This window comes from Streptomyces geranii (genome assembly GCF_002954775.1).
Lineage (GTDB): Bacteria > Actinomycetota > Actinomycetes > Streptomycetales > Streptomycetaceae > Streptomyces > Streptomyces geranii.
This window is the reverse complement of record NZ_PJME01000005.1, coordinates 236,135-247,986: the sequence shown is the minus strand read 5'-3', so window position 1 is coordinate 247,986 and position 11,852 is coordinate 236,135. Positions and strand designations below refer to the sequence as shown.

Here is an 11,852-nt window from a genome sequence, read left to right as displayed (position 1 = left end):
CCTTCCGGGCACCGAACAGGTGCGAGCCGGTCACATCGGACTAATAGCGGTCCAACCACCCGTAGGGGAACGGCAGTTGTCATGATGAGAACCATGGACGTCGACCGTTGCCGGCACTCCCGAGAGAAGTGATCGATGGTCTCCGAGCACTCCGACGCCGCGGACGACGAGACGTCCGCCCTGGCGCTGAAGATACTGGTCGCCGGCGGATTCGGCGTGGGCAAGACCACCCTGGTGGGCGCGGTAAGCGAGATCAGGCCGCTGCGCACCGAGGAACTGCTGAGCGAGGCGGGCCGGTCGGTGGACGACACCGACGGCGTGGACCAGAAGGTCACCACGACCGTCGCCATGGACTTCGGCCGCATCACCATCCGTTCGGGCCTGTCCCTGTACCTGTTCGGTACGCCCGGCCAGGACCGCTTCTGGTTCCTGTGGGACGAACTGTCGCAGGGCGCCCTGGGCGCCGTCGTCCTCGCTGACACCCGCCGGCTGGAGGACTGCTTCCCCGCGGTGGACTACTTCGAGCACCGGCACATCCCGTTCGTGGTGGCCGTCAACTGCTTCACAGGCGCCCGTTCCTACGGCGCCCAGGACGTCTCGCGCGCCCTCGACCTCGACCAGGGCACGCCCGTCGTGCTCTGCGACGCCCGCGACCGCGACTCGGGCAAGGAGGTGCTGATCAGGCTGGTCGAGTACGCCGGGCGGATGCACACCGCCCGGCTGCTCGACTCGGTGAGCTGAGACTGGGTCCACGTGTTGCCGGGCCGTGTCGCTCCTCAGTGGGCGACGGCGGCCTGGGCCAGCACCTTGTCGATGCGCACGCGGACGAGCAGTTCGCCCGGTACGCCGTTGCGGGCACCGAACTCCTCGGCCCGCTCCTCACCCATGTAGCGTGCGCCGATCCGCGCGGCCCAGTGCCGGAGGTCGTCCAGATCCTCCGACAGCGTGGCGCGGCCCTGCAGCACGACGAAGTCGAACGGCGGCCGGTCGTCGTCCACACACAGGGCGACCCGGCCGTCCCGGGCCAGATTGCGCCCCTTCACCGTGTCCTTCCCGGTGTTGAAGACCAGATCCTCACCGTCGAGCAGGAACCAGATCGGGGCCACGTGCGGGCTCCCGTCGGCCCGGACGGTCGACAGCTTTCCGGTGCGGGTGCCGTGCGAGACAAAGGCTCGCCATTCGTCGTCTGTCATCTTCTGTGCCATGCACCCATCCTGCTTGCTCGGAGGGCGACCGTGGGGAAGGCTGACTGACCGGATCCTTCGGCTTGGAGGACCTGCCGCACGGGGAGATCAGAAACATGGCACAGAACCAAGGACTTGGCTGGCTGCTGGACGATCTGACCGGGCGTGTCGAACACATCCGACATGTGCTGGTCCTGTCGAACGACGGGCTGGTGACAGGCGCGAGCACAGGACTCCGCCGTGAGGACGCCGAGCATCTCGCCGCAGTCTCCTCGGGTCTGAACAGTCTGGCGAAGGGCTCGGGACGCCACTTCGGCGCGGGCCAGGTACGCCAGACGATGATCGAGTTCGACGACGCCGTGCTGTTCGTGACGGCGGCCGGCACCGGCAGCTGTCTGTGCGTGCTCAGCGCGGCGGAGGCCGACATCGGTCAGATCGCCTATGAGATGACGTTGCTCGTCAACCGGGTCGGCGAACACCTCGACGTGGACGCCAGGCAACCCGAGCAATTTCCCTTATCGGACTCCTGACCTGCGGATACGACGTTCCGGCGAGAGTTATCCACAGGCTCGCACGGCCGTCGGTGGAACGGGCTACGGTTTTTCCCGAGGCCGGCGCACACGGCGCCGACCAGCCACTTCACGGGGGAGACCGACCATGTCCGGCGTCAGCATCACGAAACCCGACCACACCGCCGTCGCACCGGCCACCGACACATTCCTGACCTCCGGCACGTCCTTCGCGCCGAGCCGGGCCGCACGGGAACTGGGGCTGAAACGACGCGAGTTCGACCTCGCGGTCCATCTCGGCTGTGTCCGGACCGTTCCCGACGAAGGGGGCGGCGGCCGGCGAGTCGGCCACGACGAGATCGAGCGGCTCCGCAACGACGCGCACTTCCCCGAGACGCTGCGCGAACGCGTCCGGGCGGTGGGCACGGCGGACGGCGCCGAACTCATGGACGTGACCCCCACCCGGTTCACCCGCCTCGCGCGGCTGGGCCTGGTGACGCCCGTGAACTTCTACCTCAACCGCTACCGGGCCGTGGTCTGGCTGTATCTCGCCGACGAGCTAAGGCAGTTCGCCGCAGGCAAGGACACCGCACCGCTGCTGACCGGCCGCACCTCCCAGGACCAGCGCGACCGACTCGCGGAGGGCCTCGACCTGCGGCCCCGCAACTGGCGTGGACGACAACTGGGCTTCCTGCTCCGGACGGCCGACGATCCCTGGGCCAGGGCGGCGGTCGTGGCGTCCTTCCTCGACCCCGCCCAGGTCGCGGAGATCGTCAGCGACCCGTACGAACGGGCTCACTTGAACCGCTTCCGGCCGGATCAGCCGGCCCACGGCGCACCGGGTTCGACCGCCGCCCGGCTCGCCGAGCGGATCATGACGGCCGACGACCCGGACGAGATCGGCTGGCTCCGCGCCGACCTGACCGGAACCCTGGCCGAGGCCCGCGATCACCGTCCCGCACCACGCCCGAGGGTGGAGCAGGCGCCGCTCCCGCTGCCGCCCAGGTCACCCGAGGCGCCCGAGCAAACCGATTCGCCCGCACCTCAGACACCTCAGACACCTCAGACACCCGAGCGAACGCGCGGACTTCTGGGCGTCCTGCGCGGCAGAAACCCGCGGCCCGCGCAGGACCGACGCAAGCGCCCCGCGCGTGTCTGAGGAGAAGCGGGCGCCTCAGCCCAGCTTCCGGAACAGCCCCTCCTGGACGACGGAGACGAGCAGCCTGCCCTCGACGTCGTAGATCCGGCCACGGGCCAGCCCACGCCCGCCCGTGGCGATGGGGGACTCCTGGTCGTACAGGAACCACTCGTCCGCGCGGAACGGCCGGTGGAACCACATGGCGTGGTCAAGCGAGGCCATGTCGAAGGTCCGCGGACCGAACAGGGGCTCCACCGGAAGGCGTACGGCGTCCAGCAGCGTCATGTCGCTGGCGTACGTCAGAGCGCACGTGTGCACGAGCGGGTCGTCCCCCAGCGGGCCGACCGCGCGCATCCACACCGCGCTGCGCGGCTCCAGCTGCTGGACCTCCTCGGCGGCCCAGAGCAATCGGTCCACATAGCGGATGTCGAAGGGCTGACGACGCGCCATACGCTCGAACTGCTCGGGCAGCGCGCCGAGATGCTCCTTGATCTCCTGAGTCACATTCGGCAGGGACTCCGGGTCCGGGACCTTCCGGGCCGGCGGCAGCTGATGTTCGAAGCTGCCTTCCTCGGGCTTGTGAAAGGAGGCGGTGAGATTGAAGATCGTGCGGCCCTGCTGCACGGCCGTGACCCGACGGGTCGTGAACGACCGGCCGTCACGGACCCGTTCGACCTGGTACACGATCGGCACGCCCGGCCTGCCCGGGCGCAGGAAGTACGCGTGCAGCGAGTGCACCGGACGCTCGCCGTCCGTGGTGCGTCCGGCGGCGACCAGTGCCTGGCCCGCCACCTGGCCGCCGAAGACCCGCTGGAGGGACTCGTCGGGGCTGCGGCCACGGAAGATGTTGACCTCGATCTGCTCCAGGTCCAGCAGGTCGACGAGTCTCTCGGCGGCGTTCGTCATGGGTGCGATTCTCCTGTGCTCACAGCTGACCGACGGCGGTGACCTTGACGACGGCACGGCCCTCCGCGTCGGAGGCCACGAGGTCGACCTCCGCGCTGATGCCCCAGTCATGGTCGCCGTTCGGGTCGGCGAAGGTCTGCCGGACGCGCCACAGCCTGTTATGCGGCTCCTCCTCGATCATCAGCAGCCGGGGGCCGCGGGCGTCGGGGCCGGTGCCGAGGTCCTCGTACTCGTCCCAGTACTTGTCCATCGCCTCGCCCCACGCGTCGGCGTCCCAGCCGGCCTCCGCGTCCAACTCGCCCAGCGCCCCGACCTGGTCGAGCGCGGCCAGCTCGACGCGGCGGAACATCGCGTTGCGGACGAGGACCCGGAAGGCCCGCGCGTTGGCGGTGACCGGCTTGACCTGGTCGGCCCTCTCCTGGGCCTCCTCGGCGGTCATCACCTCCGGGTTGGCGAGCTGCTCCCACTCGTCCAGGAGGCTGGAGTCGACCTGGCGCACCATCTCGCCCAGCCAGGCGATCAGATCCTGGAGGTCCTCGGACTTGAGGTCGTCCGGGACGGTGTGGTCGAGGGCCTTGAAGGCACCCGCGAGGTAGCGCAGCACGATGCCCTCGGTGCGGGCCAGGTCGTAGTAGGAGACCAACTCGGTGAAGGACATGGCGCGTTCGTACATGTCGCGGATGACGGACTTGGGGGAGAGGGGATGGTCACCGACCCACGGGTGGCTCTTGCGGTAGGTGTCGTAGGCGTGGAAGAGCAGCTCTTCCAGCGGCTTCGGGTACGAGACGTCCTGGAGGCGCTCCATGCGCTCCTCGTACTCGACGCCGTCCGCCTTCATCGCCCCGACGGCCTCACCGCGCGCCTTGTTCTGCTGGGCCGCCAGGATCTGGCGCGGATCGTCCAGCGTGGACTCGACCACGGACACCATGTCCAGGGCGTACGACGGCGACTCCGGGTCCAGGAGTTCGAACGAGGCCAGCGCGAAGGTGGACAGCGGCTGGTTGAGCGCGAAGTCCTGCTGGAGGTCCACGGTCAGGCGCACGATGCGGCCGGTCGCGTCCGGCTCGTCCAGCTTCTCGACGACGCCGCCGTCCAGCAGCGAGCGGTAGATGGCGATCGCGCGCCGGATGTGCCGCAACTGCTGCTTGCGCGGCTCGTGGTTGTCCTCCAGGAGGTGCCGCATCGCGTCGAAGGCGTTGCCGGGGCGGGCGATCACCGAAAGGAGCATCGTGTGCGTGACCCGGAAGCGGGAGGTCAGCGGCTCCGGGTCGGAGGTGATCAGCTTGTCGAAGGTGCTCTCCGTCCAGCCGACAAACCCCTCCGGCGCCTTCTTGCGGACCACCTTGCGGCGCTTCTTCGGGTCGTCGCCCGCCTTGGCCAGCGACTTCTCGTTCTCGATGACATGCTCGGGCGCCTGCGCGACGACGAAGCCCGCCGTGTCGAAGCCCGCGCGGCCCGCCCGGCCGGCGATCTGGTGGAACTCTCGCGCGCGCAGGGTCCGGACGCGATTGCCGTCGTACTTCGTCAGCGCGGTGAACAGCACCGTACGGATGGGCACGTTGACGCCGACGCCGAGGGTGTCGGTGCCGCAGATGACCTTCAACAGGCCCGCCTGGGCCAGCTTCTCGACCAGGCGGCGGTACTTGGGGAGCATCCCGGCGTGGTGGACACCGATGCCGTGCCGGACGTAACGGGAGAGGTTCTGGCCGAACTTGGTGGTGAAGCGGAAGCCGCCGATCAGGTCGGCGATCTTGTCCTTCTCCTCGCGCGTGCACATGTTGATGCTCATCAGCGCCTGCGCCCGCTCCACCGCCTGCGCCTGGGTGAAGTGCACGATGTAGACGGGCGCCTGCCTGGTCTCCAGCAGCTCCGTCAGCGTCTCGGTCATCGGGGTCAGCTTGTACTCGTACGACAGCGGGACCGGGCGGTTCGCCGAACGGACCACGGAGGTCGGGCGGCCGGTGCGGCGGGTGAGGTCCTTCTCGAACATCGAGACGTCGCCCAGCGTCGCCGACATCAGGATGAACTGCGCCTGCGGCAGCTCCAGGATCGGGATCTGCCAGGCCCAGCCGCGGTCGCCCTCGGCGTAGAAGTGGAACTCGTCCATCACGACCTGGCCGACGTCGGCCTGCTTGCCGTCGCGCAGTGCGATGGACGCAAGGACCTCGGCCGTGCAGCAGATGACGGGGGCGTCGGAGTTGACGGAGGCGTCGCCGGTCAGCATGCCGACGTTCTCCGTGCCGAAGATCTTGCACAGCTCGAAGAACTTCTCCGACACCAGGGCCTTGATCGGAGCGGTGTAGAAGGTGACCTCGTCCCGGGCCAGCGCCGCGAAGTGCGCGCCCGCCGCGATCATGCTCTTGCCGGACCCGGTGGGCGTCGACACGATCACGTTCGCACCCGAGACCACCTCGATCAGCGCCTCCTCCTGGTGCGGATAGAGCGTGAGACCGCGCTCCTGGGCCCACGACTCGAAGGCTTCGTAGAGGGCGTCGGGGTCTGCGGTCTGCGGCAGCTGATCGATGAGGGTCACGCCCCCATCTTGCCTGTGATCCCAGGTGATGGGGGAATCGGATGCTCGTCCGAAGATCACGGCCGCTACGCTGTGTCGCCGACGGAGCGTCAGCGCACCCGGTCAACTGGACAGCGGCGTACGAGGAATAGGGCGGGAAACGGCCATGATGGGACCAGCACACTCACTCTCGGGGGCCGCAGCGTGGCTCGGGGTCGGGGCCGCCGCAGCAGCGGCCGGCAAGCCGATGCCCTGGCCGGTGCTCCTGGTCGGTGCCCTGATCTGCGCCGGTGCCGCACTCGCCCCGGACCTCGACCACAAGGCGGCGACCATTTCGAATGCCTTCGGCCCGATCTCGCGTGGCCTGTGCGAGATCGTCGACAAGCTCTCCTACGCCGTCTACAAGGCGACCAAGAAGCAGGGCGACCCGCGCCGCTCGGGCGGGCACCGGACGCTGACGCACACCTGGCTGTGGGCGGTCCTGACCGGTGGGGGCGCCTCCGCGGTGGCGATCACCGGGGGCCGCTGGGCGGTGCTGGCCATCCTCTTCGTGCACATCGTGCTCGCCATCGAAGGTCTGCTGTGGCGGGCGACCCGCGGTTCCAGTGCCGACATCCTCGTCTGGCTGCTGGCGGCGACCAGCGCCTGGATCCTGGCCGGAGTCCTGGACAAGCCGGGCAACGGCGCGGACTGGCTGTTCACGGACCCGGGGCAGGCGTATCTGTGGCTGGGGCTGCCGGTCGTGCTCGGCGCGCTGGTGCACGACATCGGGGACGCGCTGACGGTGTCCGGCTGCCCGGTGCTGTGGCCCATCCCGATCGGCCGCAAGCGCTGGTACCCGATCGGCCCGCCGAAGGCGATGCGGTTCCGGGCGGGCAGCTGGGTCGAGCTGAAGGTGCTCATGCCGGCGTTCATGCTGCTCGGCGGAGTGGGCTGCGCGGCGGCGCTGAACTTCATCTGACCCGTCGGGCGCAGGTTGCGGGGACCGCCGTCTCAGCCCTGGGCGTCCCCGCCGCCGTAGCGCCGTTCGAAGGCGGCGACGCGGCCCTCGGTGTCCACCGTGCGGGCCTTGCCGGTGTAGAAGGGATGGCTCTCCGAGGAGATCTCCACGTCCACCACCGGGTAGGTCTCGCCGTCGTCCCAGTCGATGGTCTGCTCGCTCGTCGCGGTGGACCGGGTCAGGAAGGCGTATCCGGCGGTCCGGTCACGGAAGACGACCGGGTGGTAGGCGGGCTGCTTGTCCTGCTGCATGGGTGTTCTCCTAGCTGGATTCGCGTGGTTCGCTCGGACCGGTCCGGCGGCCGGCCTCGCGGGGCCCTTGGGCTGGCCCGGCGGTCAGCCGGACAGGGCGTCCTCGTCGACGATGTGCATCGCGGCCTCCTCGGCCGAGGCCGCGGCGCCGTCGATGCCGACGTCCGTGGCGATCAGCCCGCTCTCCCCGTCCTCGTGCGCCCCCTCGTTGGGGGCCACCAGACGGCCGGAGCGGGCGGCGCCCACCTCGTTGTCCAGCGGCTCGCCGTCCGTGCCCGCGCAGTCGCCGATGCCGTCGCCGTCCGCCGCCGTGACGTCCGGCAGCTCCTCGGCGAGGCGCTGGTCCAGGCTCTCGCCCCGCTGCCGCTCCGCCGCCGTCACACCGGTGCGCTCCACCGCCCAGGGCCGGTCCGGAGGGGACCAGCCGCGGTCGAGGGGGTCGTCGACCCCGTCGGTGACCAGGGTGTCCTCGCCGTCCAGCAGGCCCGCGTCGTCCTGTACCTCGGATCCGTCGGGCTGGTAGACGTCGTCTCCCCATCCCTCGTCACTGTCCACGGGTACCTCCAGGTGCGTGGCGACCGGCCCCGGAACCACCCGCGGGGGCGGGCAGCCGCTTCCAGCGTTCCACCCCGCCTCGGGACCGCGCAACGGGACGAAGCCGATCCGGACCCGCCCCGTCGCCCGGTCACCGGTGTGTCACCCGTGCCACGACCGCCACAGCGCCGCGTACGCGCCGTCCGCCGCGACCAGCTCGTCGTGGCTGCCCAGCTCGGTGATCCGGCCGTTCTCCACGACGGCGATGACGTCCGCGTCATGGGCGGTGTGCAGCCGGTGGGCGATGGCGACGACCGTACGGCCGTCCAGGACCCGGGCCAGGGACCGTTCCAGATGGCGGGCCGCACGCGGGTCGAGGAGCGAGGTCGCCTCGTCCAGGACCAGGGTGTGCGGGTCGGCCAGGACCAGCCGGGCCAGCGCGATCTGCTGGGCCTGCGCCGGAGTGAGCGAGAACCCGCCCGAGCCGACCTCGGTGTCCAGGCCCTCCTCCAGCGCCCGGGCCCAGCCGTCCGCGTCGACCGCCCCCAGCGCCGCCCACAACTCGGCGTCCCCGGCGTCCGTGCTGGCCAGGAGCAGGTTGTCGCGCAGCGAGCCGACGAAGACGTGGTGCTCCTGGTTGACGAGCGCGACGTGCGAGCGGACCTCCTCGGCGGGCATCCTCGACAGTTCGGCGCCGCCCAGGGTGATCCGGCCGGTCCGGGGCGCGTAGATCCCGGCGAGCAGCCTGCCCAGGGTGGACTTGCCGGCGCCCGAGGGGCCCACCAGGGCCAGCCGGGTGCCCGGCGCGACCTCCAGGGACACCTTGCGCAGCACGTCGACGCCCTCCCGGTAGCCGAAGTGCACCCGGTCCGCGTGCACGTCCCGGCCGTCCGGGGACAGCGTGGGGTCACCGGCGTCCGGTTCGATGTCCCGGACCCCGACCAGCCGGGCCAGCGAAACCTGCGCGACCTGCAGCTCGTCGTACCAGCGCAGGATGATCCCCACCGGGTCGACGAGCATCTGGGCGAGCAGCGCGCTCGTGGTCAGCTGGCCCACGTCGATCCAGCCCTGGAGCACGAAGACCCCGCCGACCATCAGCACCGAGCACAGCACCGTCACATGGGTGGCGTTGATGACCGGGAACAGCACGCACCGCAGCCACAGGGTGTAGCGCTCCCAGGCGGTCCATTCGCGGACGCGCCGGTCGGACAGGTCGATCCGGCGGTCGCCCAGGCGGTGGGCCTCGACGGTCCGCCCGGCGTCCACGGTCTCCGCGAGCACGGCGGCGACGGCGGCGTACCCGGCGGCCTCCGAGCGGTAGGCGGAGGGTGCGCGCCGGAAGTACCAGCGGCAGCCCACGACCAGCACCGGCACCGCGAGGAGCACGGCGGGCGCGAGCGGCGGCGCCGTGATCACCAGGCCGCCGAGCAGCAGCGCCGCCCACACCACGCCGATGGCGAGTTGCGGCACGGCCTCGCGCATCGCGTTGGCGAGCCGGTCGATGTCGGTCGTGATGCGGGACAGCAGGTCGCCCGTGCCCGCCCGCTCCAGGACACCCGGCGGCAGTCCGACCGACCGCACGAGGAAGTCCTCGCGCAGATCGGCCAGCATTCGCTCGCCGAGCATCGCCCCGCGCAGCCGCACCTGCCGTACGAACACGGCCTGTACGACCAGTGCGACGGCGAACAGGCCGACGGTCAGCTCCAGATGGAGTTCGCGGGCGTTGTCCGAGACCCGCTCGACGAGGTCGCCCAGCAGGTACGGGCCGACCATGGAGGCCACCACGGACACCGTGTTGACGGTGACCAGCAGCAGGAAGGCACGGCGGTGCCTGCGGAACAGTTCGGCCACGTAGGCGCGTACGGTCGCGGGGGCGCCGACCGGCAGGGTACTCGCCGTCGTCGGGGCCGCCGGGTCGTACGCCGGTGGCGCCACGCCGATCATGCCGTCTCCTCGATCTCTTCCAGTTGGTCCAGTTCGCGGCCGAGGGCCGCCTCTTCGTCGGTCTCCCGGGTCACCACGGCCCGGTACCGCGGTTCCTTGTGCACCAGTTCGCGGTGCACACCGACCGCCGCGACCTCGCCCTCGTGGACCAGGACGACCCGGTCCGCGTGGTCCAGGAGCAGCGGCGAGGAGGTGAAGACGACGGTCGTGCGGCCGGCCCGCAGCTTCCTGATCCCGTCCGCGATCCGGGCCTCGGTGTGCGAGTCGACGGCCGAGGTCGGTTCGTCGAGCACGAGCACCTCGGGGTCCGTGATCAGCGACCGGGCCAGGGCCAGCCGCTGGCGCTGCCCGCCCGACAACGACCGCCCGCGCTCGGTGATCCGCGCGTCCAGCGGGTCCTCGACGTCCAGCGACCCCTGCACGAGCGCCTCCAGCACGTCCCCGCACTGCGCGGCGGCCAGCGCCTCGGCTGCGCTCACCGCACCCGAGGCGGGCACGTCGAGCAGCTCGCGCAGCGAACCGGAGAGCAGCACCGGGTCCTTGTCCTGGACGAGGACGGCCGTGCGGGTGCTGGCCAGCGGCAGCTCGTCGAGCGGTACGCCGCCCAGGAGCGCCGACGTGCCCTCCTCGGACGGGTGTCCGCCGAGGCGCTCCGCCAGCAGCCCCGCCGTGTCCGGGTCGCCGCACACCACGGCGGTCAGACAGCCGGTGGGGGCGAGCAGCCCGGTCGAGGGGTCGTACAGGTCCCCGGCCGGTACGACGGCCTCGCGGGAGCCGGCCGTGTCCGTGGCGCGCTCCAGGGACAGCACCCGCGCGGCCCGTTTCGCGGAGGGCCGGGAGAAGGAGTACGCCATGGCGATCTCCTCGAAGTGCCGCAGCGGGTACGTCAGGAGCATGACCGCGCTGTACACGGTGACCAGTTCGCCGACGGTGATCCGTCCCTGCCTGGCCAGGTGCACACCGTGCCAGACGACCGCGATCATCAGCAGACCCGGCAGCAGCACCTGGATCGCCGAGATCAGGGCCCACATACGGGCGCTGCGCACGGCCGCGTGCCGTACCTCCTGGGAGGCCCGGCGGTAGCGGTCGAGGAAGAGTTCCTCGCCGCCGATGCCGCGCAGCACCCGCAGCCCGGCGACGGTGTCCGAGGCAAGTTCGGTCGCCCGGCCCGCCTTCTCGCGCTGGAAGTCGGCCCGCCGGGTCGCCCTGGGCAGCAGCGGCAGCACGGCGAGGGCGAGGACCGGGACACCGACGGCGACGACGATGCCGAGCGCGGGCTGGTAGACGTACAGGCCCACGCAGACCAGGACGACGGTCAGCGCGGCTGCGGTGAACCGGGAGAGGGCCTCCACGAACCAGCCGATCTTCTCCACGTCGCCCGTGGAGACCGCGACGACCTCACCGGCTGCGACCCGCCGCGTCAGCGCCGAGCCCAGCTGGGCGGTCTTGCGGGCCAGCAGCTGCTGGACGCGGGCGGCGGCCGTGATCCAGTTGGTGACCGCCGCGCGGTGCAGCATGCTGTCGCCGAGGGCGATGGCGACGCCGCACAGCACCATCAGCCCGCCCGCGAGGGCCAGTTGCCGGCCCGAGCGGTCGACGACGGCCTGGACGGCGAAGCCGACGCCGAACGGCAGCGTGGAGACGGCCACGAAGTGGAGCAGTCCCCAGGCGAGGGCGGTGAGCTGGCCGCCGAGCTGGTTCCGGAAGAGCCACCACAGGAATCTGGGGCCCGAGCGCGCGTCCGCCACACCGGGGTCGGGGTACGGAAGGTCTTGGATCTTCATGACGTCCCAGTGGCTCGCATCTCGCATCGGGGGGTGAACGTGAACAGGGGGTGGTCCGGGGTGCGTGTGGGGGTGGAAGGGGGCCGGAAA

General features: G+C 70.9%; 11 protein-coding genes. 4 read left to right on the top strand and 7 right to left on the bottom strand.

The genetic code is table 11. From position 1 onward, the window contains the following. Positions 1–135: 135 nt before the first annotated feature. Complete coding sequence (locus CW359_RS10040) at positions 136–741, top strand: GTP-binding protein (protein ID WP_105969467.1); 606 nt, start codon at positions 136–138, stop codon at positions 739–741. 35 nt (positions 742–776) lie between these two features. Here the strand turns inward: CW359_RS10040 and CW359_RS10035 are convergent, their stop codons facing one another. Then, on the bottom strand, positions 777–1,205 hold the full coding sequence (locus CW359_RS10035; protein WP_105969466.1) for a PPOX class F420-dependent oxidoreductase: 429 nt from the start codon (positions 1,203–1,205) through the stop codon (positions 777–779). 95 nt (positions 1,206–1,300) lie between these two features. Here CW359_RS10035 and CW359_RS10030 point away from each other — a divergent pair, with 95 nt between their 5' ends. Together CW359_RS10030 and CW359_RS10025 are read left to right on the top strand one after the other, a co-directional pair. Continuing rightward, complete coding sequence (locus tag CW359_RS10030) at positions 1,301–1,714, top strand: roadblock/LC7 domain-containing protein (protein WP_105969604.1); 414 nt, start codon at positions 1,301–1,303, stop codon at positions 1,712–1,714. 127 nt (positions 1,715–1,841) lie between these two features. Then, entirely contained in the window at positions 1,842–2,852 is a 1,011-nt protein-coding gene (locus CW359_RS10025) for a DUF6397 family protein (RefSeq protein WP_105969465.1), read from the top strand. 15 nt (positions 2,853–2,867) lie between these two features. Here CW359_RS10025 and CW359_RS10020 read toward each other — a convergent pair whose 3' ends face one another. Both CW359_RS10020 and CW359_RS10015 read right to left on the bottom strand, forming a co-directional pair. Next, entirely contained in the window at positions 2,868–3,737 is an 870-nt protein-coding gene (locus CW359_RS10020; protein WP_105969464.1) for an acyl-CoA thioesterase, read from the bottom strand. A gap of 19 nt (positions 3,738–3,756) precedes the next feature. After that, on the bottom strand, positions 3,757–6,270 hold the full coding sequence (locus tag CW359_RS10015; RefSeq protein WP_105969463.1) for a DEAD/DEAH box helicase: 2,514 nt from the start codon (positions 6,268–6,270) through the stop codon (positions 3,757–3,759). A gap of 145 nt (positions 6,271–6,415) precedes the next feature. Here CW359_RS10015 and CW359_RS10010 point away from each other — a divergent pair, with 145 nt between their 5' ends. Beyond that, a complete protein-coding gene (locus tag CW359_RS10010; RefSeq protein ID WP_105969462.1) occupies positions 6,416–7,210 on the top strand; it encodes a metal-dependent hydrolase in 795 nt (264 codons plus the stop codon). A 32-nt stretch (positions 7,211–7,242) separates the two neighbouring features. Here the strand turns inward: CW359_RS10010 and CW359_RS10005 are convergent, their stop codons facing one another. The 4 genes from CW359_RS10005 to CW359_RS09990 form a co-directional block, all read right to left on the bottom strand. Further along, on the bottom strand, positions 7,243–7,500 hold the full coding sequence (locus tag CW359_RS10005; protein ID WP_105969461.1) for a type B 50S ribosomal protein L31: 258 nt from the start codon (positions 7,498–7,500) through the stop codon (positions 7,243–7,245). Between the two features lie 84 nt (positions 7,501–7,584). Further along, positions 7,585–8,055, bottom strand: coding sequence for a DUF5709 domain-containing protein (locus CW359_RS10000; protein ID WP_105969603.1), 471 nt, complete (start codon positions 8,053–8,055; stop codon positions 7,585–7,587). Positions 8,056–8,196: 141 nt separating this feature from the next. Further along, the gene (locus CW359_RS09995) at positions 8,197–9,978 is read right to left on the bottom strand and encodes an ABC transporter ATP-binding protein (RefSeq protein WP_105969460.1); all 1,782 of its coding nucleotides are present in this window, start codon (positions 9,976–9,978) and stop codon (positions 8,197–8,199) included. Beyond that, on the bottom strand, positions 9,975–11,762 hold the full coding sequence (locus tag CW359_RS09990) for an ABC transporter transmembrane domain-containing protein (protein WP_105969459.1): 1,788 nt from the start codon (positions 11,760–11,762) through the stop codon (positions 9,975–9,977). The genes CW359_RS09995 and CW359_RS09990 overlap by 4 nt, the downstream gene beginning before the upstream one ends. Positions 11,763–11,852: the final 90 nt, after the last annotated feature.

Excerpts from the sequence above, each read along its gene's own strand:
- CW359_RS10040 (WP_105969467.1), top strand. The coding sequence starts at position 136 with ATGGTCTCCGAGCACTCCGACGCCGCGGACGACGAGACGTCCGCCCTG.
- CW359_RS10035 (WP_105969466.1), bottom strand. The coding sequence starts at position 1,205 with ATGGCACAGAAGATGACAGACGACGAATGGCGAGCCTTTGTCTCGCAC.
- CW359_RS10030 (WP_105969604.1), top strand. The coding sequence starts at position 1,301 with ATGGCACAGAACCAAGGACTTGGCTGGCTGCTGGACGATCTGACCGGG.
- CW359_RS10025 (WP_105969465.1), top strand. The coding sequence starts at position 1,842 with ATGTCCGGCGTCAGCATCACGAAACCCGACCACACCGCCGTCGCACCG.
- CW359_RS10020 (WP_105969464.1), bottom strand. The coding sequence starts at position 3,737 with ATGACGAACGCCGCCGAGAGACTCGTCGACCTGCTGGACCTGGAGCAG.
- CW359_RS10010 (WP_105969462.1), top strand. The coding sequence starts at position 6,416 with ATGATGGGACCAGCACACTCACTCTCGGGGGCCGCAGCGTGGCTCGGG.
- CW359_RS10005 (WP_105969461.1), bottom strand. The coding sequence starts at position 7,500 with ATGCAGCAGGACAAGCAGCCCGCCTACCACCCGGTCGTCTTCCGTGAC.
- CW359_RS09995 (WP_105969460.1), bottom strand. The coding sequence starts at position 9,978 with ATGATCGGCGTGGCGCCACCGGCGTACGACCCGGCGGCCCCGACGACG.
- CW359_RS09990 (WP_105969459.1), bottom strand. The coding sequence starts at position 11,762 with ATGAAGATCCAAGACCTTCCGTACCCCGACCCCGGTGTGGCGGACGCG.